This window comes from Telluria sp. RT2P19, from assembly GCF_059685725.1.
Map to the genome: position 1 here is coordinate 117,768 of NZ_JCASIL010000005.1, position 24,486 is coordinate 142,253.

Consider the following 24,486-nt stretch of genomic DNA (forward strand, 5'->3'; position numbering starts at 1 on the left):
CGTGATCTGTATGTACAACGGCAAGTAAATATCCTTGGTGCGCCTTGATTACAACACATGCATATGGGCCAGTTCGGACTCTGCTTTCCGGCCTTCCTGCCGGGGGCTAAAAAAGGTTTTCGAATTTTTTTCGAAAAACCCTTGCAGACCTTGAAACCCAGCCTCTATAATTCGGGCCTCTTCGGACGCAATGACAAGCGTCAGACGACAAACCACCGAGATGGGCGCTTAGCTCAGTTGGTAGAGCGGATCCCTTACAAGGATTAGGTCGGGAGTTCGAGCCTCTCAGCGCCCACCAAACATCTCGATGGTTGATCGAAGGTACGATCAGAGTAAACGGAGCGGTAGTTCAGTTGGTTAGAATACCGGCCTGTCACGCCGGGGGTCGCGGGTTCGAGCCCCGTCCGCTCCGCCAGCATCAAGGAAAAAGGGTCCGATTCGTCGGACCCTTTTTCTTTTTCCGCCACCGTTTTTGTCGCGTGATGTTCGTTCACGCACGGCGCCGCACCGGGTCCCCTAGTTCCACCCGATCCCTCCCCGCACGCTTGGCCGCATACAAGGCATGGTCGGCGCGCGCCAGCGCCGCGCTCAGGTCTTCGTTCGGATCGAGCACCACCACGCCGATACTCACCGTCATCGTGTAGCTCGGCCCGCTGGTGATCACGGTGGCCGCGCGCACCGCCAGGCGCAGGCGCTGGGCCGCCTGCACCGCAGCGTCGAGGTCGGCCCCAGGCAGCATCATGGCGAATTCCTCTCCGCCCAGGCGGCCGATGGTCTCGTGCTCGCGCATCACGTCGCGCGCGGTGCGGGCAAACACCTTGAGCGCGTCGTCGCCGCTGGCATGGCCCCAGCGGTCGTTGATCTGCTTGAAGTGGTCGATGTCGATCATCATCAGCGCGACGCATTGGCGATGGCGCTGGGCGGCCAGGCGCGCGCGCTCGGCGCGTTCCAGGAAGGCATGGCGGTTGGGCAGGCCGGTCAGGCAATCGGTCGAGGCCAGTCGCGCCATGCGTGCGTCGTCCTTCTGCTTGCACAGCAACATGAAGCCGAAGCCGTTGACGATCATGAGCAGGTAGCCGGCCAGGTAGGCGGCCTCGCGCGCCAGCACGTGGTCGAACGGTCCCTTGCCCAGCAGGATCGAGCCGGCCCACAGCGATGCCGCGAAGGCGAACAGCGCGTCATTGATGCCGATGATCCGCTGCAGCAGGGACGCATGGCGCCGGCGCAGCAGCACCCAGGCCATGGCGGCGGCGAACAGCGCCACCACGCCGGCCACCAGCGCGCTCAGCTCGGCATGGCTGGCGCCGTGGCTGCCGGCCGCGATCACCACCGCGGACGACAGCACGGTGATCGGCAACAGCACCCGGCCCCAGCGTGTGAAGCCGAAGAAGACGCAATAGGCCGCCATCTCGAGCGACACCGCGAGGATCCAGCCGATGCCCTCGAGGCCGCCCAGGAACGGCAGGCCCAGCATCGGGCGGGCCCAGCCGATCAACTGGCTCAGGCCCATGCCCAGGCGTGCCCACATCCACAGTTGCAAGCCTGGATTGCGGGCCGCGCCGTGGGTATATCCCGCCATCAGGATCGCAAAGCCGACGTTACCGATCCCGAGCGCAAGAAGAAAAGTCTGTGTATCGATCACGCCTGTCCTCTTCGGAACGTTGGCCGAGCCAGGCCCGAGGGCTCTCATGGCACATATAAATCGTGCAACTACTGTTGCCGCAAGGAATTTATGTTACACGCTTTCGATCGATATGGCGCGCACGTTTGGAATCCTATGGACAACTCACCACAGTGTTGTGCACGGGTGCAGCTTTTTGATGCGTAGCAGCATCCGATCGGAGATAATCAAACAGACAACATATCGCACCACGCCGGAGCACCACGTGATTTTTCGTTTCCTGAAGCCCCCTCGGATGTCGCCGCGACTGCACCGGCTGAAGAGTTCATCGCTGTTCAGTGCACTGACGCCGCTGGAGCTGAAGATTGTCGACGGCTTATTGCACGAGCGTCGCTACCTGAAGGACGAGATCGTTTTCGACGAGGGCGAGGAAGGCCAGGCGCTCTATCTGCTGATGAACGGCCGGATGCGCATCAGCCGCCTGCACGAGGGCATGACCCAGGTGGTGGCCGAGCTCGAGCCGGGCGGCTTCTTCGGCGACCTGGCCCTGCTCGACAACTCACCCCGCAACGCCCAGGCGCGCGCGCTCGAGCCGTGCGAGGTGGCGGTGTTCTTCCGCGCCGACTTCCTGGGCCTGATGGAAACCGACGCCGTCCTCGGCTACAAGATCTCGCTGGCGCTGGCGCGCCACATCGGCCTGCGCCTGCGCGAATGGATGGGTACGGGGCGGCCGCAGCTGGAAGCGCTATGAGTCCAGTGTCAGGCATTGCCAACGGCCCCGAGCGTGCCGGCCCGGTGGTCTGGACCGGCATCGTCGGCGCCACCTGCCTGCTGTTGCTGGTCGTCAAGGAACTGCTGTGGTTGTTCCTTCCCTTTATCTTCGGCACCGTGTTGTACTACATCCTGCTGGGCCCGACGCAGCGCATGGTGCGCGCCGGCTTCAGCCGCAATGCGGCCACTACCTGGGTCTGCACGCTGTTCCTTGCGCTGGCCGCGCTGGTACTGGCGGTAACCATGAGCTGGAGCAACGGCCCCGAAGAAGACTCCTGGGAAGCGACCATTGGCCTGTACCTGGACGGCGGCCTGGCTTTTGTCCGCAACTCGCTGGCCATGCTCGAGGCGCGTTTCCCGATCCTGGCCGAGATGCGGCTGACCTCGATCGTCGACATGGCCTTCACCACCTATACCAACGACTTCGCCCAGAACCACCTGGGCGACATCGTGGTCGGCGTCGTGACCTGGGTGCCGTCGCTGCTGCTGGCGCCCTTCCTCACCTTCTTCCTGCTGCGCGACGGCGTGCGCTTCAAGAAGTTCCTGGCGCGCGCGGTGCCGAACGCGTACTTCGAACGCGCGCTCTACCTGCTGCACGAAGTCGACCAGACCGCACGGCGCTACTTCGAGGGATTGTTGAAACTGACCGTGCTCGACACGCTGGTGCTGGCGCTGGGTCTGTGGGTGATCGGCGTATCGTCGCCATTGTTACTGGGTCTGATTTCGGCCGTGCTGGCCTGGGTGCCGTTCGTCGGCTCGATTGCCGGCTGCGTGCTGGTGGTGATCGTGGCGTCGACCGATGCACCGGGCAATCCGCTGATGGCCTATGGGGCGATCGGGGTATTCGTCCTGGTGCGCCTGCTGGACGATTTCCTGTTCATGCCGTTGACCCTGGGGCGCAGCCTGCACATCCACCCGCTGGTGACGGTGCTGATGATCTTCATCGGCGGCATGCTGGCGGGCGTGGTGGGGCTGATGCTGGTGCTGCCTCTGCTGGGGGTGGTGATGGTGATCGGCGAGACACTGGGCACGCTGGTGACCAATCCGCGGCTGCGGGCGCGGCACCGGTATGCGCGCGCCCTGCGGACCAGGCAGGCCAGCGTCGACCTGGATATCGCGCGCGAAAGGCGCGGGGCGCCGACGCCCAACGCGACGCTGGGCGCGACGTCCAAGGAGTGATTACTTCCTGACGGTCTTCGGCTTGGACTTGATGGTCGACAGGATCGACGGCTTGACCTTGGAAGGCGGCGCCATGAATGGCGTGCCCGCCGATGCGCGGTCGTTGCGGCGCTCGCTACGCTGGCCAGCACCCGCGGCGCGCTTGGGCGCCACCTCGACCACGCGGCCTTTCGGCGGCGCGCCGACAGGACGACGCTCTTCGCGCGGCGCACCCGGCAACTCGCCGCCCGGCGGCGGAATCAAATGCCGCTCGCCATTGCCGATCAGGTCAGAACGTCCCATGCGCTTGAGCCCTTCGCGCAGGATCGGCCAGTTCTCCGGATCGTAGTAGCGCAGGAAAGCCTTGTGCAGCTTGCGCGTCTTGCCGCTCTTGGCGGTCTCGACGACTTCCGAATCCTCGGTCACCTTGGCCAGCGGGTTCTTGCGCGAGTGGTACATGGTCGTCGCCATCGCCATCGGCGTCGGCGTGAAGGTCTGCACCTGGTCGAGCTTGAAGTTGTTCTTCTTGAGCCACAGCGCCAGGTTCAGCATGTCCTCGTCGGTCGAGCCGGGATGGGCCGCGATGAAGTACGGGATCAGGTACTGCTTCTTGCCCGCTTCGAGCGAATACTTGTCGAACAGGCGCTTGAACTCGTCATAGGCGCCGATGCCCGGCTTCATCATCTTCGACAAGGTGCCGGCTTCGGTATGTTCGGGCGCGATCTTGAGCAGGCCGCCCACGTGGTGGGTCACCAGTTCCTTGACGTACTCGGGCGAGCGCACCGCCAGGTCGTAGCGCAGGCCGGAACCGATCAGGATCTTCTTGATGCCGGGGATCGCGCGCGCCTTGCGGTACAGCGAAATCAGCTTGCCGTGGTCGGTGCCCAGGTTGCTGCAGATGGTCGGATACACGCACGACAGGCGGCGGCAGCTTTCCTCGATTTTCTTGTCCTTGCAGGCCAGGCGGTACATATTCGCCGTCGGGCCGCCCAGGTCGGTGATGGTGCCGGCAAAGTTCTTGGTCGTGTCGCGGATCAGCTCGATCTCGCGCAGGATCGACGGCTCCGAGCGGCTCTGGATGATGCGGCCTTCGTGCTCGGTGATCGAGCAGAAGGTGCAGCCGCCGAAGCAGCCGCGCATGATGTTGACCGAATAGCGGATCATTTCCCAGGCCGGGATATGGGCCTTGCCATAGCTCGGGTGCGGCGCGCGGGCATAGGCCAGGTCGTACACGTTGTCCATCTCGTCCATCGCCAGCGGCAACGGCGGCGGATTCAGCCAGACGTCACGGTCGCCATGGGCCTGCACCAGCGCACGGGCATTGCCCGGGTTCGATTCGAGGTGGAACACGCGCGACGCGTGCGCATACATCACCGGGTCTTCGCTGACGGTCTCGAAGGAAGGCAGGCGCACCACGGTCTTGGCGGCCTTTTCGCGCGCCGCGGCCTGGCGCTGCTCGCGCGTCATGATCACCACCGGTTTTACTTCCGGCTCCGGCGCGGCGTTGTCCAGCGCGCAGGCTTTCGGGTCTTCGAGCGCCATCGCGTAGGGGTTCGGCTGCTTGTCGATGCGGCCCGGCACGTCCACGCGGGTGGAATTGTGCACGCTCCATTCTTCGTCCGGCAGCCAACCCTGCGGCACCAGGAAGGCGGTGCCGCGCAGGTCGCGGATGTTCCTGATGTTTTCGCCGGCCGCGATGCGGCGCGTGACGTCGACCAGCGCGCGTTCGGCATTGCCGAAGATGAGCAGGTCGGCCTTGGATTCGAACAGCACCGAGCGGCGCACTTTATCGGACCAGTAATCGTAGTGGGCGATGCGGCGCAGCGAGGCTTCGATGCTGCCGGCGATCACCGGCACGCCGGGGAAGGCTTCGCGGGCGCGCTGGCAATACACGGTCACGGCGCGGTCGGGGCGCTTGTTCGGCTCGGCGTTCGGGGTGTAGGCGTCGTCGGAACGGATCTTGCGGTCGGCCGTGTAGCGGTTGACCATCGAGTCCATGTTGCCGGCAGTGATGCCCCAGTACAGATTGGGTTTACCCAGTGCGCGGAACGGCTCGACCGAAGTCCAGTCGGGCTGGCTGATGATGCCGACGCGGTAGCCTTGCGCCTCGAGCAGGCGGCCGACCAGGGCCATGCCGAAGCTCGGGTGGTCGATGTAGGCGTCACCGGTAACCAGGATGATGTCGCACGAATCCCAGCCCAACTTGTCCATTTCGGCGCGGGACATCGGGAGAAAAGGTGCGGCGGCGGCGCGGCTGGAGCGCTTGGCGACCGTCGCAAAGAGATTGGCTGGGGAGTTCATTGGCCGGCATTGTACCGGAAAACCATTTTTGGGGCACCGAAGCCGCCCGAAAAATGGCTTAAAATCAACGACTTGTGGCGTGGATGCCTACGCTAGATGCCCATATTGGAGAGGATTTGCCCCAGTTCGCGCAGGCCTGACTCGACGCGCGGGTGGCGGGCGGCGAAGCGTGCCGCCAGTTCCTGGGTGCGCGAACCCAGGCCGTAGGTATTGGCGTCGAGCTGCTGCTCGGCGCGGCGCTCGAGCACTTTCTCGATGTCGCCATCGAGCTGGCGCAGCAGGGTTTCCAGTTCGACATCAGTCTCGCCCGTCTCTTGCAGCTCGCGGTGCAGGGCTTTCAGGCGTGCCTTCAGGTCGGCATCGTGTTCGGGTTGCATCGTGTTCTCCGGTATTGGCTCGATTTCATTGTAAGCCACGGGGGGCGGGAGCAGGAACACGGCTGTAGGTGCCGGCGGCCTGCAATGCACTTGGGCTCCCGCGGAGGCGGGAGCCCAAGCTTCTCGACGAACCACCACGCCGGTCACGTCACCATGACCGGCGCGAACTCCATCACTGGCCGGTCAGACCACGACGCTCCAGCAACGGCTTGATATCCGCATCCTTGCCGCGGAAATTGCGGTACATCTGCATCGCATCGAGCGTGCCGCCGCGCGACAGCAGGGTCTTGCGGAAGTGGTCGCCGTTCTTGCGGGTCAGGCCGCCGTTGGCCTTGAACCACTCGACGGTGTCGGCGTCCAGCTTCTCGGCCCACAGGTAGCCGTAGTAGCCGGCCGAGTAGCCGCCCGAGAAGGTGTGCGAGAAGTAGGTGCTGCGGTAGCGCGGCGGCACCAGGGCGAAGTCGACGCCGGCCTTCTTGAGCGCTTCAGCCTCGAAAGCCAGCACGTCTTGCGGGATCTGGTTCGGCGCCAGCTGGTGCCAGGCCTGGTCCAGCAGCGCCGCGGCCAGGTACTCGGTGGTGCGGAAGCCTTCGTTGAACTGCGACGACGCCTGCACCTTGTCGAGCAGTTCCTTCGGCATCGGCTCGCCGGTCTGGTAGTGCTTGGCGTAGTTGGCCAGCACCTCAGGCCAGGCCATCCACATCTCGTTTACCTGCGACGGGAACTCGACGTAGTCGCGCGGCACGCGCGAACCCGAGAAGCGCGGGTACTGCACATCCGAGAACATGCCGTGCAGCGCGTGGCCGAACTCGTGGAAGGTGGTGCGCACTTCGTCGTAGGTCAAGAGGGTCGGTTCGCCGGCGGCCGGCTTGGCCACGTTCAGGTTGTTGGCGATGACCGGCTTGGTGCCCAGCAGCTTCGATTGCGGGACCCAGGCGTTGGCCCAGGCGCCGCCGCGCTTGTTCGAGCGCGCATACGGGTCGAAGGTGAAGATCGCCAGCTGCTTGCCGTCGGCGTCGAACACGTCGAACATGCGCACGTCTTCGTTGTAGCCCGGCAGGTCCTTGCGCTCCTTGAAGGTCAGGCCGAATTCCTTGTTGGCGGCGAAGAACACGCCATCTACCAGCACCCGGTTGATCTCGAAGTAAGGACGCAGCTGGCCGGCGTCGAAGGCGTAGCGCTGGGCGCGCACCTTGTCGCTGTAGAAGGCCCAGTCGTGGGCGGCGGCCTTGAAGCCACCTTTCTCGGCATCGATCACCTTCTGGATGTCGGCCGCTTCTTTCTTCGCGTTGTTGACGGCCGGCGTGGCCAGTTCCGCCAGCAGGCTGTTGACGGCGTCGGTGGTCTTCGCGGTCTGCTCTTCCAGGTTGTAGGCGGCGTGGTTCGGGTAGCCCAGCAGCACCGCGCGCTCGGCGCGCAGCTTGGCGATCGAGAGCACGATTTGGCGGGTGTCGAACTCGCCGCCGCGGCTGCCGCGCGCCATCGAGGCCGACAGCAGCTTGGCGCGGGTGTCGCGGTTGGTCAGCACCGACAGGGCCGCTTGCTGGGTGGTGTTCACCACGGGGATCACGAACTTGCCGTCCAGGCCGCGCTTCTTGGCTTCGCTTGCCGCGGCGTCGATCGCCTTGTCGCTCATGCCGGCCAGCTCGGCGCGGGTGTCGACTACCAGCGCCGAGGCGTTGGCTTCCTTCAGCGTGTTCTGGGCGAACTGGGTCTGCAGGGCGGCCAGCTTGCTGTTGTAATCCTTCAGCTTCTCTTTATCCGCATCCGACAGCTTGGCGCCGGCGCGTTCGAAGTCGTTGTTGTAGCGGTCCAGCAGGTAGGCCGATTCGGCGTCGAGCTTGAGGCTGTCGCGCTTGTCGTACAGGGTCTTGATGCGCTGGTACAGCTTGCCGTTCAGGCGGATCGCGTCGCTGTGCTGCGACAGCTTCGGCGCCATCTCGCGGCCCAGGGCGATCAGGGTGTCGTTGGTGTAGGAACCCGACAGGGTGCCGAAGGCGGTGCTCACGCGCGACAGCATGCGGCCCGAGCGCTCCATCGCGACGATGGTGTTCTCGAACGTCGGCGCGGCCTTGTTGTTGGCGATCTTGTCGATTTCAAGTGCGTGCTGGCGCATGCCTTCCATATAGGCCGGCGCGAAGTGCTCGTTGCGGATCTTGTCCCAGGCCGGGTAGTTGAACGGCAGCGTGCTCTCTTTCGCGAACGGGTTCGATGCGTCGAACCTGGCCGAGGCGGCGACCGGTGCCGTGGCCTGCGCGGCCGGCGCGGCGTGGGCGATGTTCAGGACTGCCGCGCTCACGGCGGCGGCCAGCAGGAAATGGGTACGTTTCATGGTTGTCTCGTTGTGAAAATAAGAAAAAGAACCGGCGCGCGGGCCGGCTCTTTCGGGTCGATCAGTTCAGGCCACGGCGTTCCAGCAGCGGTTCGATGACCGGGTCGCGGCCACGGAACGCGCGGTACATCTCGACCGCGTCCATGGTGCCGCCCTTCGACAGCACTTTCTCGCGGAAGACGTCGCCGTTCTTGCGCAGCAGGCCGCCGTTTTCCTTGAACCATTCGCCGGCATCGGCGTCCAGGCGTTCGGCCCACAGGTAGCTGTAGTAGCCGGCCGAGTAGCCGCCGCCCATGGCGTGCGAGAAGTAGGTGCTGCGGTAGCGTGGCGGCACCGGCGCGAAGTCCAGGCCCGCATCCTTCAACGCCTGCTTCTCGAACGCGATCACGTCGGTCGGGATGGCTTTCGAACCCAGCTGGTGCCATTTCTGGTCCAGCACCGCGGCCGCCAGGTACTCGGTGGTGCGGTAGCCTTCGTTGAAGCGCTGGGCGGCGCGCAGCTTGTCCAGCAGTTCCTTCGGCATCGGCTCGCCGGTCTGGTAGTGCTTGGCGTAGTTGGCCATGACTTCAGGCCAGGCCATCCACATCTCGTAGACCTGCGATGGCAGCTCGACGTAGTCGCGCGGCACGCTGGTGCCCGAGAAGCGCGGGTACTTCACCTTCGAGAACCAGCCGTGGGTGGCGTGGCCCAGTTCGTGGAAGGTGGTGCGTACTTCGTCCCAGGTCAAGAGGGTCGGTTCGCCGGCGGCAGGCTTGGTCAGGTTCAGGTTGTTGGTGATGACCGGCTTCTGGTTGAGCAGGAAGCTCTGTTCGACCAGGGAGCTCATCCAGGCGCCGCCGCGCTTGTTCGAACGCGCATACGGGTCGATCACGAAGATCGCCAGGTGCTCGCCGTTTTCCTCGAACACGTCGTACACGCGCACGTCGGCGTCATAGGTCGGCAGGTCGGTGCGCTGCTTGAAGGTGATGCCCCACAGCTGGGTGGCGGCGAAGAAGGCGCCCTTCTCCAGCACGTTGTTCAGTTCGAAATATGGCTTGAGCTGGTTGGCGTCGAACGCGTACTTGGCGGCGCGCACCTTGTCGCTGTACATGCTCCAGTCCTGGGCGGCCAGCTGGAAGCCACCCTTCTCGGCGTCGATTACCTGCTGGATCTCGGCGGCTTCCTTCTTGGCGTTGCGCACGGCCGGCGCGGTCAGGTCGCCCAGCAGCTTGTTGACCGAGGCGGTGTTTTTCGCGGTCTGGTCTTCGAGCGAATAGGCCGCGTAGTTTTCGTAGCCCAGCAGCTCGGCGCGTTCGGCGCGCAGCTTGGCCAGCTGCAGCACGACGTTGCGGTTGTCGAATTCGCCGCCGCGGCTGCCGCGGATCATCGAGGTGGTCAGCAGCTTTTCGCGCACGTTACGGTTGGTCAGCACGGCCAGCGGCGCCTGCTGGGTGGTGTTCACTACCGGGATCACGAACTTGCCGTCCAGGCCGCGCTTTTTCGCTTCGTTGGCGGCGGCTTCGATCGCCTTCTCGGGCAGGCCGGCCAGCTCTTCGCGGGTGTCGACCACGAAGGCCGAGGCGTTCACTTCCTTCAGCACATTCTGGCTGAACTGGGTCTGCAGGGCCGCCAGCTGGGCGTTATAGCCCTTCAGCTTGGCCTTGTCGGCGTCCGACAGGTTGGCGCCCGAGCGCACGAAGTCCTTGTAGTAGCGCTCGAGCAGGAACTTCGACTCCGCGTCCAGCTTCAGCGAGTCGCGCTTGTCGTGCAGCGTCTTGATGCGCGCGAACAGCTTCGGATTCAGGCGGATCGCATCGCCGTGGGCGGCGAATTTCGGCGCCAGTTCCTTGTCCAGCGCCTGCAGGGTGTCGTTGGTATACGAACCGGTCAGGGTGTAGAACACCGAGCGCACGCGCGTCAGGAGTTCGCCCGAACGTTCCATTGCCACGATCGTGTTGTCGAATGTCGGCGCGGCCTTGTTGTCGGCGATATTCGCGACCTCGGCCGCTTGCTGGCGCATGCCTTCGGCAAACGCCGGTGCGAAGTGCTCGTTCTTGATCTTGTCGAAGGCCGGATAGCCGTATTGCAGGGTGCTTGGCTTGGCGAACGGGTTCGATGCCGCCAGGGCTGCCTCGGCCGGTTGGGCGAAGGAGAAGGTGGCCATTGCGACGCTGGCTGCGATCAGCAGCAGTTGTGGACGATTCATGGAGTCTCTTGTACGTTGTAGGGAAAGAAGTGCTGACAACAATATGCCGTCCCCTGCGCCGCTCGTGACGGCACAGGGGGCGGCATGTGATCAGTTTGCTGCGGGCTTGGTCTCGACCAGGCCGCGGCGCTCGAGCAGCGGTCCGATTTCCGGATCGCGGCCGCGGAAGTTGCGGAACAGGTCCATCGCTTCGGCGGTACCGCCGCGCGACAGCAGGGTCTTGCGGAAGTGGTCGCCGTTCTTGCGCGACAGGCCGCCGTTTTCGCCGAACCACTTGACGGTCTCGGCGTCCAGGCGTTCGCTCCACAGGTAGGCGTAGTAGCCGGCCGAATAGCCGCCGCCCATCGAGTGCGAGAAGTAACCGGTGCGATAGCGTGGCGGCACCGGCGGATAGGCCACGCCGGCGTCCTGCAGCGCCTTGGCTTCGAACGACAGCACGTCGCCCGGCACCTGGCTTGGCGTCAGCTGGTGCCAGCGCTGGTCGAGCAGCGCCGCGGCCAGGTATTCGGTGGTGCGGTAGCCTTGCGCGAACTTCTTGGAAGCGACCACCTTGTCCAGCAGGTCCTTCGGCATCGGCGCGCCGGTCTCGTGGTGTTTGGCGTAGTTGGCCAGCACTTCCGGATAGGTCACCCACATCTCGTTGACCTGCGACGGATACTCGACGAAGTCGCGCGGCACGCTGGTGCCCGAGAACTTCGGATACTTCACGTCCGAGAACATGCCGTGCAGCGCGTGGCCGAACTCGTGGAAAGTGGTGACCACTTCATCGTAGGTCAGCAGGGTCGGCTCGCCCGCGGGCGGCTTGGGGATGTTCAGGTGGTTGCCGATCACCGGCTTGTGGCCCAGCAGGTGCGACTGCGAGACGTATTCGTTCATCCAGGCCCCGCCCTGCTTGTTGCCGCGTGCATAAGGATCGAAGATGAAGATCGCCAGCGGCTTGCCGTCGACGTCGAAGATGTCGTACACGGTCACGTCCGGGTTGTACACCGGAAGATCCTTGCGCTGCTTGAAGGTGATGCCGAATTCGCGGGTGGCGGCGAAGAACACGCCGTCGACCAGCACGCGGTTCAGTTCGAAGTAAGGACGCAGCTGGCTCTCGTCGAAGTTGAACGTCGCGGCGCGCACCTTGTCCTGGTACATCGGCCAGTCCCAGGAGGCGACCTGGAATTTTCCGCCTTCCTTGTCGATGACCTTCTGGATCTCGGCCGCTTCCTTCTTGGCGTTGTTCACGGCAGGCGCGGCCAGGTCGCCCAGCAGCTTGTTGACGGCGGCCGGGTTGCGCGCGGTTTCCAGTTCCTGCGAATAGGCCGCGAAGTTCGGGTAACCCAGCAGCACGGCGCGCTCGGCGCGCAGCTTGGCCAGGCGCAGCACCTGCCTGGTGGTGTCGAACTGGCCGCCATGGGTGCCGCGCTCCAGCGACGCCTTCATCAGGCGCTCGCGGGTGGCGCGGTTGGTGAGCACCGACAGCGCCGGCTGGCTCGAGGTGTTCACGATCGGGATCGCGAACTTGCCTTTTTGACCGCGCTTCGCCGCTTCGTCGGCGGCGGTGTTGATCTCGGCGTCGCTCATGCCCGCCAGTTCGGCGCGGGTGTCCACGATCAGGGCCGCGGCGTTCGCGCCTTTCAGTACGCGCTGCTGGAAGTCGGATTGCAACGAGGCGATCTCGCCATTGAATTTCTTCAGCTTGGCCTGGTCGGCTTGCGACAGGTTGGCGCCGGCGCGCACGAATTCCTTGTAGTAGCGCTCGAGCAGATGGACCGACTCGGCGTCCAGGCCCAGCGTGTCGCGCTTGTCGTGCAGCGCCTTGACGCGCGCGAACAGCTTCGGATTCAGATGGATGGCGTCGGAATGGGCCGCCAGCTTGGGCGACATCTCGCGGTCGACCGCGTCCAGCGTATCGTTGGTGTTGGCGCCCTGCAGGTTCGAGAAGGTCGCGTACACGCGCGCCAGCAACTGGCCCGAACGTTCCAGCGCCACGATGGTGTTCTCGAACGTCGGCGCGGCCTTGTCATTGGCGATCGCGCCGACTTCGCGCAGCTCTTCGCGCATGCCGGCGTTGAAGGCGGGCAGGAAGTGCGCGTCCTTGATCTTGTCGAAGGCCGGGTAGTTCAGCGGCAGGCTGCTGGGCTTGGCGAAGGGATTGGAGGCGTCGAGGACGGGAGCGGCGGGGGCGGCAATTGCGCTTGCATGCGCCAGCGCCACGCTGGCTGCGACGATGAGCAGTTGTGGACGGGTCATGGAGTCTTTCGCGAACTTGGGAAGGTGCCGCGGTCCGGCTTCGGGCCAGCTCGACAGCAGTGCGCTAAAGATCATAGCAGGCTTGCATGCCCACCGTAACAATTAAAAAGTATTGCAATGTATCAGTGCAAAGACCCTGTGTTTACGGGCGTAAACACAGATATAGCATGGCTCGACAAGCCATGCCCGATGGTCTCAATAGTGCGGGGGACGCTCGTTGAGCGGCGCCTGGCCAGCGTCGCGCAGGGTGCGCACATGGTCGGCCAGCTTGGCGACCATCGCCTCGAGCTGGTCGATGCGGCGTTCCTGGCGATAGATGGTCTTGTTGAGCTCATCCAGCAGGTCTTCCTGCTGGGCGAGCTTGATCTCGAGATTGACGAAACGGTCTTCCTGGTCCACGGGCGGCTTTCTGCGCAAAACAGGCATTATGCCAGTCTCGCGCCATCCACCGCCCGTGCCAGTTAGGTATATACGTCGGGGTACTCGATGCCATTGACAATGCTGCCGATGACCTGGGCCTGGTTTTCCGGGCTTTCCGAGAACGAGGTCAACACTTCGTCGCGATTGGTGGCGCCCGAGTTCAGGTTGCCGACCCAGAAATCATAGCCGCCGCCTTCCGGAGCGCGGTCCAGCACGTGCTCGTACAGCTTGGTCACGAACTGCTCATTGCTGGTGTTGGCGTACAGTTCCTTGTATTCATCGTTCAGCGCGAAATACTTGGCGATCTGGATCAGGGAATCGCCTTTGTCGGACAGATTGAGCCAAAATGCCAGCCCACCGACATCCGGCACGCGGTCGAACGCCGCCTGGTACAGGCGGTAGATCTGGCCGGCCGAACCGTTGATATCCAGCGCCACCATGGTGTCGTCGAACTTGATGCGCTCGACGTTGATCAGGTTGTCGACGGCGCCCTGGGCATCGCGCACCGTGAAGCCGTAGACGCCACGCTCGAGCACGAAGTTGTCGCTCACGCCGCTGTAGACGGCGGTGTCGAGGCCGGCGCCGCCCTGGATGGCGGCGCTGCCCGGGGCCATGGCGAAGGTATCGTTGCCGGCGGTGCCGGTCTGGTTGAGGGCATTATTGATGGCCAGGGTCACCGCCTGCTTGGCGCTGGTCGCGTTGTCGGCTCGGTCGACCGAGGACACGGTGACCTGATAGTTGCCGTTCGGCAGAGGCGCGGAGTTCAGCTGCCACTGGCCGTCGGCGCCGACGACGGCGCGGCCGATCTCGATCCAGTCGCCAGCCTTGATGATCTGGATCGTGCTGCCGGCCTCGCCGGTGCCCGCGAATACCGGCTGGTTGCCGCCGCTGATCAGGTTGGCGGTCACGGTCGGCGCCACCGGGGCGGTCGCGTCGACATGGAACCCCACCGCGCCGCTCAGCGGCGACACATTGCCGGCGGCATCGGTGGCCGTCGCCGTGGCGGTGTAACCCATGCGATCGGCCAGGGTGACATTTTCCGGCGGCCGCACGGACCACAGGCCATTGGCGTCGGCGACGGTGGTGGCAACCACTTGCTGGCCAACAAAGATATTCACAGTCGAGCCCGCTTCAGCGGCGCCGCTGAAGACCGGACGGTTGCCGCCCGCATAGCCGGCGGCATTCTGCGTCACCGCGATCACGGGCGCCGGCGGCGCCACCGTGTCCGATGCCGCAAGATTCGCGCGCTCGACGCGCATATCGTCGAACTGCAGCACCTCCACCCCGTTCAGTGTCGTCTCGCTATTGGCGCCGGTAACCTTCAGGTCGCCATTGGCCAGATTGGTGTAGCGGTAGTCGGTATACCGGCCGCCGAAGATCGACGTATCCCGACCGTCTCCTCCATAGATCATGTCGATTCCTCCATTACCTTTAAAAATGTCATCGAAGCCGGTGCCCGTCACGGTTTCCGACTTGGCCGTGCCTGTCACGTAACGCCCTCCGCTGCCATTCATGCCGAGTGCGCCGCGCAGGCCGTCGCCGCCGTAGAGCCAGTTCAGCGCCGCGATATCGTAAGGCTGGAAGGTGCTGTAGGGACCGCCGGCGCCCGTGTACGACATGATGGTGTTGGAGGTGTTGTCTTCATACCCGGGCAGCGCCACTTCGCCGGCGGCCGCTTCGAACGGATGCTTCAGGCCGATGGCATGGCCCAGCTCGTGCAGCAGGGTTTCGTAACCCTGGGTGCCCGGTGTCAGGTTCTGGGTCATGGCGCGCCACTCGACGTTGTCGAGGTAGACATAGGCATTGGCCGTGTAGTCGGTCAGCGTGCCGTTCGACAGCGAGCGGTAGCCGGCTTGCCAGCTGCACAGGCCGGTCGTGCGTGCGCCATCGAGATTCATGTTGGCGAGGTGGATCTGGGCGTCCGTCCCGGTTCCCGTTTCGCGAAATTCGATGCCTGTGACCTGCTGCAGGTAGGTGAAGGCGGTACGCGCCGCTGCCTGCTGGGCAAAGCTGAACATTTCTTGGCCGCTCTTGCCAGTTTCATTACCCGACGCCGTCGAGAATGTGTAATACAGGATGTTGGCGTTGGAATTGCTGAGGAAGTTCCAGTCGGGGCCCTTGTCCAGCAGGGCGTCGATGTGGTTCAGCCCGGAGTACGGGACATTGAGGATGTCGGAAACGGTGGCCATGGTTCGGATAAATAACGTTGCACATTGCAACACGGCAGAGGGCCGTGAAAATTTGCTAGCGAAAAACTCGCATTCAGGCAAGTATTTCTTGCCCGACAGTTGAAGTCAAATGCGAATTTCAATCGTGCGCAGGTCTTGCCGATCCACCAAGGCTTGCGCGCAACGCTTATTGCCAGTCTTATTCCGGAACCGGCCTTGGCGTTGCCAGCAATGCTTTCAGGTTCGCCAATCTTTCCTTGGGACTCAGGATTTCGCTCTCCATGGGCGCCGCCTCGCCGACATCCAGCGCCATCTCCTTGATGAAGCGCGACGGGTCGCAATTGACGAGTTCCCCCGCGCGTTTCCTGCGCTTGCACCAGCTCACGTGCAAGGTGCGCTGGGCACGCGTAATGCCCACATACATCAGGCGCCGCTCTTCCTGGATGCGCGCCGCGATCGACTCGATCGAGGCGTCCGGATCGCCCTTGTGCGGCAGGATGCCCTCTTCCACGCCGACCAGGTAGACATGGGGATATTCGAGGCCCTTGGAGGCGTGCAAGGTCGACATGCGCACCGCATCCTGCTCCTCGTCCGCGCCTTCGAGCATCGACATCAGGGCTACCATCTGCGTCAGTTCCAGCAGATTCTTTTCTTCGCCATCGCGGTCGCGTCCGCCGCGGCCGCGGTCCTTCAGCCAATTATTGAACTCGAGGACGTTCTGCCACTTGGCCTGGGCCGCGCGGTCGTCGAAGTTCTCGTAGAGATAATGCTCGTAGTTGATCTCCTTCATCATGTCGTCCAGCACTTCGGCCGCATGGTCGCCGCTGCCCGACGGGCCGGGGCGGGTGGCGCGGTCTTCGAGTTCGGCGATGAAGTGGCAGAAGTCGCGCAACGGGCCCAACTGGCGATCGGCCAGCTTGGCTTCGATGCCGCCCTTGCGCGCGGCCTCGAACAGCGAGCAATTCCATTGCTTCGAGAATTCGCCCAGCACTTCCAGGGTCGCCATGCCGACGCCGCGCTTGGGCGTCGTCACGGCGCGGATGAAGGCCGGGTCGTCGTCCTGGTTGGCGATCAGGCGCAGGTAGGCAATGATGTCCTTGATCTCGGCCTTGTCAAAGAAGCTCTGGCCGCCCGACATCGTGTACGGGATGCGCTCCTTGCGCAGCGCCTGCTCCATCACGCGCGCCTGGTGATTGCCGCGGTACAGGATCGCGTAATCCGACCATTTGTTCTTGCGCTGGAAATGTTCGCTCGAAATCATGATCGCGACCTGGTCGGCTTCCTGGTCGTCGTTCTGCATGCCCAGCACCTTGATCGGCTCGCCCAGGCCGTGCTCGGACCACAGCGACTTTTCGAACAGCTTCGGATTGTTACCGATGACGGCGTTGGCCGCCTGCAGGATGCGGGTGGTGGAGCGGTAATTCTGCTCGAGCTTGATCACCTTCAGGTCGGGGAAGTCGTCGCCCAGCGTCTTCAGGTTCTCGACCGAGGCGCCGCGCCACGCATAGATCGCCTGGTCGTCGTCGCCCACGGCGGTAAACATCGGCTTCTTGCCCAGGCCCGTCACCAGCAGCTTGACCAGCTCGTACTGGCAGGTATTGGTGTCCTGGTACTCGTCCATCAGCAGGTAGCGCAGGCGGCGCTGCCAGCGGTCGCGGATCGGCTCATTGTTGCGGAACAATTCCACCGGCAGGCGGATCAGGTCGTCGAAGTCGACCGCCTGGTAGGCCTGCAAGGTCGCCACATAGCTGCGGTAGACGCGCCCGGCCAGGGCTTCGTCCTCGTCGCGCGCGGCCTTGATCGCGTCTTCCGGATCGACCAGGCCGTTCTTCCACAGCGAGATCGCGTTCTGGATGCCGCGGATTTCCTGTTTATCCGTGGTCAGGGCCAGGTCGGACACGATGGTATAGCAATCGTCGCTGTCCATGATCGAGAACTTGTCCTTCAGGCCGACCCCGGCCGCCTCCTGGCGCAGGATCTTGACGCCCAGCGAATGGAAGGTCGACACGGTCAACTGCTTGGCCTGCTTGGGCTGCTTGAGCAGCTTGGCGATGCGCTCCTGCATCTCGAGCGCCGCCTTGTTGGTGAAGGTCAGGGCGGCGATGGTGCGCGGATCGTAGCCGCAGTGCTCGATCATGTAGGCGATTTTTTGCGTGATCACGCGCGTCTTGCCCGAGCCGGCGCCGGCCAGCACCAGGCATGGGCCGTCGAGATACAGCGCGGCTTCGCTCTGCGGCCCGTTGAGGCCGAACTTTGGTGCGTTGGACATGGGAATTATTTCTGGAGGAACAGGCAGCGATTGTAACAATCTGGCGACCCGAGCGGGGGATGGCGCGCCGGGGACATCCCGGATTGCAACACCGGGCGACGGATGGCCCGGACCGGAGAGGACAGGCGCACCGACGCGCAATCGAGTAACATGCGTGCTTTGCGGCGAGCGACGCCGCGGCCCTTATTCCCCGGATATCTGCCCTATGAAATTCGAACATCTCGTCGAGATCAACGATCCGATGAACCCGCTGATCGACACCCTCACCCGCGAGCAGGTCTGGCATGGCCTGGTCCTGCGCGCGGAAGACCCGAAGATGTTCATCCCGCACCTGGACGCCAGTGAAATCGTCGAGCGCGAAGCCGGCGCATTCCGCCGCCGCCTGACCTTTGGCGAACTGGTCATTGAAGACCAGGTATTCCTGACCCCGCTGCAGGAAGTGCGCTACGAAGTGCCGGCCCAGGGCGAGATCGCGGCGTCGAGCCTGCGCATGATCATCGAGGCGCCGACCAACGCCATGCTGCTGGTGCGCTTCTGCTATGACGACGGCACCGGCGAGCACGTCGACCCAGCCAACGCCATGTACGACGAGTTCAAGAAGTCGGCCTATGAAGAAGCCGACCTCGACACGATACGGATCCTGCGCCAGTTGGCCAGCGAGGGCAAGCTGAATACCACCTTGTTGAATTAAGTCCCCGGCTCGGTATCGGCCGGGTCGGTCTGGCTCTCGCCTTTCGACAGGTTGATGGCCAGGTCGCGCAGGGCGGTGCGCACGCCCTCCTCGATCACCGGGTGGTAGAACGGCATCTCGAGCATCTGGTCGACCGTCAGCCGCATCTGGAATGCCCATGACAGCAAGTGGGCCAGGTGCTCGGCGCGCGGCGCGATCATCTCCGCTCCCAGGAACAGGCGGGTGCCATATTCGGCATACACCCGCAACATCCCCTTGTTCTGCAACATGACGCGGCTGCGGCCCTGGTTGGCGAAGGACACGCTGCCGACCGCGAACTTGCGCTGGCCCCCGGCACATAGGGTCTTGTAGTTCTTGCCCAGGGTGGCGATATTCGGCTCGGTGAAGGCGACCGCGATCGGCGCGCGGCGCAGGCCCGGACGCACATCCGGATAGCGGCCGGCATTGTCGCCGGCGATCTTGCCGTGGTCGGCCGCGTCGTGCAGCAGCGGCCGCTCGTTGTTGGCGTCGCCCGCGATGAAGATATGGCTGGTCCCGCACTGCATGGTGCGGGCGTCGAAGACAGGGATGCCGTCCGGTCTCCGTTCCAGGCCCGTATGCTCCAGCCCCAGGTCGTGCACATTGGGCGTGCGGCCGGCCGTCATCAACACGTACTGGAAGCGCTCGGTGCTTTCCTTGCCCAGCGCGTCACGCACGCTCAGCACCACCTCGTCGCCTTCCTGCACCGCCCCCACCACCTCGGTCTGGAAGGCGATGTCGAGTTCTTCCATCAAGACCCGCCCGGCGCAGCGCAGCACTTCGGGATCGGTGATGTTGGCGATGCTGCCGCCGCGCGCGTAAAAGCGCACGCGCACTCCGAGCCGGGCCAGGGCCTGGCCCAGTTCAAGTCCGATGACGCCAGTGCCGATCACGGCCACCGAACGCGGCAGATCGTCCCAATAGAACACGTCGTCACTGGTGACGATGCCGGGGCCGACGTCCTCGAGCTGTGGCAGGCGCAGCGGCGTGGAGCCGGTGGCGATCACGATGCGGCCGGCCTGAATCTCGGTATGGTCGTCGACCACCAGGGTGGAGGGTCCGGTGAAGCGCGCGCGACCCTGCAGGCGGTCTTGCACGGGCATCGATTCGACCCCTTCCAGCACGAAGCCGACGAAGCGGTCGCGCTCGCGCTTGACCCGTTCCATGACGGCGCGGCCGTCGATGCGTTTTTCACCGGCGTGCACGCCGAATGGGCCGGAGGTATCGATCACGTGGGACGCCTCGGCTGCGGCAATCAGCAGCTTGCTCGGCATGCAGCCGACCCGGGCGCAGGTGGTACCGTACTGGCCGCTCTCGATCACCACCGTCTGGGCGCCTTGCGCCTTGGCGGCGCGGTAGGCAGTCATGCCGGCGGTGCCGGTGCCGATGATGGCGACGTCCACGTTCAGTTGTTTCATTCTGCTCTCCACGATTTAGCTGGGAAGACGATACCCTAATCCCCACACGCTGTGGAGAGCGGATCTGCCGCGGAAGCCCCATGCCCTGTCTTCCTATGGTGTATGTCGAGAAACTTTACACCGCAATCATGTAAAAATCGAAATAATGCCAATTATTCATTCAAAATCAGGGAATTGGAAATATCTCATTGTTAAGGCATGATTCTTGCTAAATGAGAGTACAAACTAATTTTCGGGAGTATCCATGAAATCAACTGCGGTCAATAAATTTCTTGGGAGTCTGGCATTGCTTGCCTGTACGTCGCTTTCCGCTGCACCGATGACCACGAATGTCGATGTCACGGGTATTTTGAGTAATGGCCAAACCGATGATCCGACCAATACGGTGTTACTGATCGACATCGGCGCCAACTCGACGGTTACCGGTTTTAGTTACAACGTCAGCCTGACCGCGTTTGCACCGAGTTTTCTGGACGAAATCGGTGTGGTGATCGAAACCTCTGCAAGGGATCAAGGCTTCAGCTTGTTCCTGACACCAGGCGATGTGGAAGATGGATCAGGCAACATGTCGGGCTCGGGGATCTTTGCCGACATGTTCGAGCTGGGCGAACAGAGCTTTGCCGTTGGTGCCGACGGGATCTTGCGCTTGGAATTCGCTGAGTTATTCGATGAGGCGGTCAACCCGGACGGACGCTGGGATTTCGGTTTCATTACCTTCAACTATGACACCGTTGAGGCCGAAGTGCCGGAGCCTTCCACTACACTGCTAATGGGCGCCGGACTCGCCATGCTGGGCTACGCCGGCCATCGCCGTCGCCGCACCACCGGCAAAGCCGCCGTCCAAGCGGCTTAAATATCAAGCGGGTCGACTTCGAGCGACCATTTGACGCGGGCTTTCATTGCCCGCAAATGCTCGACCCAAACCCGCAGGAAGGCCTGCAGCGCGGGCCGCGAACCCGATTCGACCAGCAGCTGGGCGCGGTCCACGTTGTGCACCCGCGTCAGCGTCATCGGGATCGGGTCGTTGATCATGATCCCGTCGGCCGGCAGGCAGTCGCGCGCCGCTTCCAGGAAGTCGATCGCGATCGGCAGCTCCTTCGCCTCGGCGCGCAGCAAGGCCTGGTACATATAGGGTGGCAGCCCGGCTTCCTTGCGTTCTTCCAGCAACTGCCCGGCGAAGCGCTCGTAATCGTGGCGCATCACGGCGCCATACAGCGGATGCTGCACATAGCGGGTCTGCACCAGCACCTCGGACGGCGCACCGGCCCGCCCCGCCCGTCCCGCCACCTGCATCAGCTGCGCGAACAGGCGCTCGCTGGCGCGGTAGTCCTGCGAGAACAGCGCGGTATCCGGGTTCAAAATCCCGACCAGGGTCAGCTTCTTGAAGTCGTGCCCCTTGGCGACCATTTGCGTGCCGATCAGGATATCCACCTCGCCCCGGTGCACGCTGTCGAAGGCGGCTTGGGCGCTGCCCTTCAGGCGGGTCGAGTCGGCGTCGATGCGCAGGATGCGCGCCTCCGGGAACAGCGCCTGTAATCCCTCTTCCACGCGTTGGGTGCCGCGGCCCAACGGCTGCAGGTCGACGTTGCCGCAGGTCGGGCAGGAACGCGGGATGCGCAGTTCGAGGCTGCAGTGGTGGCAGCGCAGTCGGTGCTCGGGCTTGTGCAGCACCATGAAGGCGGTGCAGCGGGTGCAGTTGCTGATCCAGCCGCACGCGTCGCAGCAGATTACCGGGGCATAGCCGCGCCGGTTCAGGAACAGCAGCGACTGCTCGCCGCGCTCCAGCCGCCCACGCAGGGCCGCCAGCATTTCGCTCGTCAGGCCATCGCGCGCGCGGTCGCGCTCCATGTCGACCAGGCGTACCTTGGGCAGCACGGCGTCGCGCACGGCGCGCTCGCGCAGGTCGAGCCGCTTGTAGCGGCCCGAGCGCGCGTGATGCCAGGTCTCGAGCGACGGCGTGGCCGAACCGAGCACGATCGGGATCCCCAGTTGGTGCGCACGCCATACGGCCAGGTCGCGCGCCGAATAGCGCAGGCCTTCCTGCTGCTTGTACGAGGGGTCGTGCTCCTCGTCGATCACGATCAGCTTGAGATGCGGCAGCGAAGCCAGGATCGCCAGCCGGGTGCCAAGCACGATACGCGCCTGGCCCGTGTGCGCGGCCAGCCAGTGCAGCATGCGCTCGCCCTCGGACAGGCTGCTGTGCAGGGTGGCCAGCATCATGCCCGGGAAGCGCGCCCGGATATTCCCTTCCAGCTGGGGCGTCAGGTTGATCTCGGGGACCATGATCAGGATCTGCGCCTGCGGGTCGCGCCGCAAGACCTGGGCGCAGGCCTGCAGGTAGACCTCGGTCTTGCCGCTGCCGGTCACGCCCCACAGCAGCAGCGGGCTGAAACCGTCGGCGCCGCCGATCGCGTCGGCCGCCTGCTGCTGGGCATGATTGAGCACCGGCATATCGACAGCCGTCGCATCCTGCACCGCGTCGAGCTTGGCCAGCTTCTTCAGGGCCCGGTCCAGGGCCACGGTCTTGGGCACGCGCAGGTTCTTGGGCAGGCCGGGCAGCGCAACCTCCCCCAGCGGCCGCTGGTAATAATCGGCCGCGAAGCGCGCCAGCGCGATCCAGCGCTCCGTGAGCGGCGCCAACTGGCTGCGCACGGCCAGCGCATCCTTCAATTTGTCGGGCGCAACATTGGTCTCGTGCTTCACCGCCACGATCAGGGCCATGATCTCGCGCCGCGCGAACGACACCAGGACCAGCTGGCCGGGCAACGGTTCTTCGCCCGGCTGGCAAGGCCAGCGGTAATCGAAGCTGCTGTTCAGCGGGGTATCGAGCACGACCTCGAGAATGCAGTGTGTGCTGTTGAGATCGGTACTGGTCGACAATCTGGGCCCTGTGCAAATCTGTGGAAAACTTTGTGAATAGCGTGGGACTTGACCCCGTTAAAGGTTTACGTTAGATCAAGTCATAATCGTTAATTCCTAAATTCAAGACAATTTTTGTCTTATAAATCAATAACTTACTTATTTACCCTCAACGCTGCCAACAAAGTCGCGGGCTTTTCCAGCATTGTGCATAAGTAGGCCATTCGACGTGGAAAACTCGCTGCATTGCATCACGAAGTTAAGGCAATACTTGAAGAAGTCCGCTAAGTGCCGGTAAACCAAGCACTTTTCAGCATTGCTAAACCGCCTGTTGATAACTTTGTGAACAAGGAGTCCAATTTTGCTGAATTCTACTGGACAACCTTGTGGCGCAGGAGGCACTCAGCACTGCATCTGTACAAAAAACGCTTATAAATCATCGCTGTACGCTGACTCGAAAGATGCTGAGATGTCCACAGGAATTTTTACACGCTTTTCGGAAGTTGTGAACAAGTGAGGGTCGGGCTGGCGATCTTGTCAACAAGGCCGCCTGCCGCGGAGGATCGGTCAGCCGGCGCGCTGCTTGCGGCTGATGCTGTGCACGGCGTCGACCATGGCGCTGACCGATTCGGGCGGCGTGAATTGCGAAATGCCGTGGCCAAGGTTGAACACATGGCCATGGCCATTCGACGGCGCACCATAGGCGGCGAGCGAGCGCTCGACTTCGGCGCGGATCTGGTCCGGCCCGGCAAACAGGATGGCCGGATCGAGGTTGCCCTGCAGCGCCACACGGTCGCCCACCAGGCCGCGCGCGCGGCCCAGGTTGACGGTCCAGTCCAGGCCCAGCGCATCGGCGCCGATGTCGGCCATCTCGTCCAGCCAGATGCCTCCGCCTTTCGTAAAGACAATGGCGGGGATGCGCACGCCATCCTTCTCACGTTGCAGGCCGGCGACGATCTGGCGCATATAGCGCAGCGAAAATTCCTGGTAAGCGCCATCGGCCAGCGCCCCGCCCCAGGAATCGAAGATCATCACGGCCTGCGCGCCGGCGTCGATCTGCGCGTTCAGGTACTGGATCACGGCCTGCGCATTGATGTCCAGGATGCGGTGCATCAGGTCGGGACGGCTGTACAGCATCTTCTTGACCGTGTGGAACTCGCGCGAGCCGCCGCCTTCGACCATATAGCAGGCCAGGGTCCATGGGCTGCCCGAGAAGCCGATCAGCGGCACGCGGCCGTCCAGCGCGGTGCGGATCGAGGTCACGGCCCGGAACACATAATCGAGGGATGCCATGTCGGGCACGGCCAGCGCGTTCACCTCGGCCTCGGAGCGCAGCGGACGTTCGAACTTCGGCCCTTCGCCATCGGCGAAATACAGGCCCAGGCCCATCGCGTCCGGCACCGTCAGGATGTCGGAGAACAGGATCGAGGCATCCAGCGGGTAGCGGTCGATCGGCTGCAGCGTGACTTCGGTGGCGTAGTCGGGATTCTTCGCCAGCCCCAGGAACGAGCCGGCGCGCGCACGGGTGGCGCGGTATTCCGGCAGGTAGCGGCCCGCCTGGCGCATCAGCCACACCGGGGTGTAGTCGGTCGGCTGGCGCAACAGCGCACGCAGGAAGGTGTCGTTCTGGAGCGGGGCAAATTGTGGCATGGCTGACAAT

General features: G+C 63.7%; 16 protein-coding genes and 2 tRNA genes. 6 read left to right on the plus strand and 12 right to left on the minus strand.

Annotated features, from left to right (window positions below; all coding sequences use genetic code 11):
* The first annotated feature begins 222 nt into the window (after positions 1-222).
* Positions 223-298, plus strand: a tRNA-Val gene (locus AC56KW_RS08670).
* A 40-nt stretch (positions 299-338) separates the two neighbouring features.
* Positions 339-415: transfer RNA gene (locus AC56KW_RS08675), tRNA-Asp, on the plus strand.
* Positions 416-490: 75 nt separating this feature from the next.
* On the opposite strand, the gene AC56KW_RS08680 is transcribed toward AC56KW_RS08675, so the two are convergent.
* Positions 491-1,642 (minus strand): GGDEF domain-containing protein, encoded by a 1,152-nt coding sequence (locus AC56KW_RS08680; protein ID WP_497170330.1) that lies wholly within the window; start codon positions 1,640-1,642, stop codon positions 491-493.
* 274 nt (positions 1,643-1,916) lie between these two features.
* Here AC56KW_RS08680 and AC56KW_RS08685 point away from each other — a divergent pair, with 274 nt between their 5' ends.
* Together AC56KW_RS08685 and AC56KW_RS08690 are read left to right on the plus strand one after the other, a co-directional pair.
* Positions 1,917-2,372, plus strand: coding sequence for a cyclic nucleotide-binding domain-containing protein (locus AC56KW_RS08685; protein WP_497170331.1), 456 nt, complete (start codon positions 1,917-1,919; stop codon positions 2,370-2,372).
* Positions 2,369-3,571: an AI-2E family transporter gene (locus AC56KW_RS08690; protein ID WP_497170332.1), complete on the plus strand. Its 1,203-nt coding sequence runs from the start codon at positions 2,369-2,371 to the stop codon at positions 3,569-3,571. The genes AC56KW_RS08685 and AC56KW_RS08690 overlap by 4 nt, the downstream gene beginning before the upstream one ends.
* Here AC56KW_RS08690 and AC56KW_RS08695 read toward each other — a convergent pair whose 3' ends face one another.
* The 8 genes from AC56KW_RS08695 to AC56KW_RS08730 all read right to left on the minus strand — a co-directional run bounded on the left by AC56KW_RS08695 (position 3,572) and on the right by AC56KW_RS08730 (position 17,840).
* On the minus strand, positions 3,572-5,851 hold the full coding sequence (locus tag AC56KW_RS08695; RefSeq protein WP_497170333.1) for a YgiQ family radical SAM protein: 2,280 nt from the start codon (positions 5,849-5,851) through the stop codon (positions 3,572-3,574). It abuts the gene before it with no gap.
* 92 nt (positions 5,852-5,943) lie between these two features.
* On the minus strand, positions 5,944-6,228 hold the full coding sequence (locus tag AC56KW_RS08700; protein ID WP_137171525.1) for a DUF4404 family protein: 285 nt from the start codon (positions 6,226-6,228) through the stop codon (positions 5,944-5,946).
* Positions 6,229-6,400: 172 nt separating this feature from the next.
* Positions 6,401-8,560 (minus strand): M3 family metallopeptidase, encoded by a 2,160-nt coding sequence (locus AC56KW_RS08705; RefSeq protein WP_497170334.1) that lies wholly within the window; start codon positions 8,558-8,560, stop codon positions 6,401-6,403.
* A 61-nt stretch (positions 8,561-8,621) separates the two neighbouring features.
* Positions 8,622-10,745, minus strand: a complete 2,124-nt coding sequence (locus AC56KW_RS08710) for a M3 family metallopeptidase (RefSeq protein ID WP_497170335.1) — start codon at positions 10,743-10,745, stop codon at positions 8,622-8,624.
* A gap of 90 nt (positions 10,746-10,835) precedes the next feature.
* Complete coding sequence (locus AC56KW_RS08715) at positions 10,836-12,983, minus strand: M3 family metallopeptidase (protein WP_497170336.1); 2,148 nt, start codon at positions 12,981-12,983, stop codon at positions 10,836-10,838.
* Between the two features lie 195 nt (positions 12,984-13,178).
* Positions 13,179-13,382: a SlyX family protein gene (locus AC56KW_RS08720; protein WP_497170337.1), complete on the minus strand. Its 204-nt coding sequence runs from the start codon at positions 13,380-13,382 to the stop codon at positions 13,179-13,181.
* 62 nt (positions 13,383-13,444) lie between these two features.
* Positions 13,445-15,592 (minus strand): DUF4214 domain-containing protein, encoded by a 2,148-nt coding sequence (locus AC56KW_RS08725; protein ID WP_497170338.1) that lies wholly within the window; start codon positions 15,590-15,592, stop codon positions 13,445-13,447.
* Between the two features lie 178 nt (positions 15,593-15,770).
* Positions 15,771-17,840, minus strand: a complete 2,070-nt coding sequence (locus tag AC56KW_RS08730) for a UvrD-helicase domain-containing protein (RefSeq protein ID WP_497170339.1) — start codon at positions 17,838-17,840, stop codon at positions 15,771-15,773.
* A 205-nt stretch (positions 17,841-18,045) separates the two neighbouring features.
* On the opposite strand from AC56KW_RS08730, the gene AC56KW_RS08735 reads away from it, so the two are divergent.
* Positions 18,046-18,531 carry an SRPBCC family protein gene (locus AC56KW_RS08735; RefSeq protein ID WP_497170340.1) on the plus strand — a complete coding sequence of 162 codons (486 nt, stop codon included), beginning with the start codon at positions 18,046-18,048 and terminating at the stop codon, positions 18,529-18,531.
* On the opposite strand, the gene AC56KW_RS08740 is transcribed toward AC56KW_RS08735, so the two are convergent.
* Positions 18,528-19,967: a dihydrolipoyl dehydrogenase gene (locus AC56KW_RS08740; protein ID WP_497170341.1), complete on the minus strand. Its 1,440-nt coding sequence runs from the start codon at positions 19,965-19,967 to the stop codon at positions 18,528-18,530. The two genes, AC56KW_RS08735 and AC56KW_RS08740, sit on opposite strands and share 4 nt — an antisense overlap.
* A 244-nt stretch (positions 19,968-20,211) precedes the next feature.
* Between AC56KW_RS08740 and AC56KW_RS08745 the strand changes: the two genes are divergently transcribed.
* Positions 20,212-20,820, plus strand: a complete 609-nt coding sequence (locus AC56KW_RS08745) for a PEP-CTERM sorting domain-containing protein (protein WP_497170342.1) — start codon at positions 20,212-20,214, stop codon at positions 20,818-20,820.
* On the opposite strand, the gene AC56KW_RS08750 is transcribed toward AC56KW_RS08745, so the two are convergent.
* Together AC56KW_RS08750 and hemE are read right to left on the minus strand one after the other, a co-directional pair.
* Entirely contained in the window at positions 20,817-22,847 is a 2,031-nt protein-coding gene (locus AC56KW_RS08750; protein ID WP_497170343.1) for a primosomal protein N', read from the minus strand. The two genes, AC56KW_RS08745 and AC56KW_RS08750, sit on opposite strands and share 4 nt — an antisense overlap.
* A gap of 546 nt (positions 22,848-23,393) precedes the next feature.
* A complete protein-coding gene (gene hemE / locus AC56KW_RS08755; protein ID WP_497170344.1) occupies positions 23,394-24,476 on the minus strand; it encodes a uroporphyrinogen decarboxylase in 1,083 nt (360 codons plus the stop codon).
* Between the last annotated feature and the right edge of the window lie 10 nt (positions 24,477-24,486).